This window comes from Shewanella sp. 1180_01, from assembly GCF_052850535.1.
The window spans coordinates 1-399 of the sequence record NZ_VXCT01000198.1; the positions used below are offsets into that span (position 1 = coordinate 1).

At 45.1% G+C, this 399-nt stretch carries 1 protein-coding gene; it reads right to left on the reverse strand.

All coding sequences use genetic code 11. The annotated features are described in order from the left end of the window. A partial coding sequence (locus FW758_RS24840) for a transposase (RefSeq protein WP_446446853.1) occupies window positions 1-399 on the reverse strand: 399 nt, incomplete at both ends.

The following is a 399-nucleotide window of genomic DNA, read 5'->3' on the forward strand; positions in this document are numbered from 1 at the left end:
ATGGCTGACTACGGTTCTGGCGCCATGAATAAGTTGTTTGCGTAAATAACAATCACCTCGTTTGGTGATGCCGCCATTGACGCTCTTGTGACCAGAGGCAAATTGTTTTGGGGTTAATCCTAGCCAGACTGCTAATTCTTTAGGGCTATTAAAGGCTTGTCCTACGCCAATGGAAGCGGCAAATGCTGAAGCGATAATCGGGCCAACACCTGGAATACTCAATAGGATTTTACCATTAGGGTCTTGCTCGACCAGCTGCTTTAATAGTGAGTTAATTCGTTCAAGACGTTTAGTGAGTGCTTGATATTCTTCCCAAAAATCATTGGCCATTAATTTGATAAGTGGTCGTTGCGCTTCATCACAGATGATGCCCCACATGGCTCGCTCAAACGCACTGTG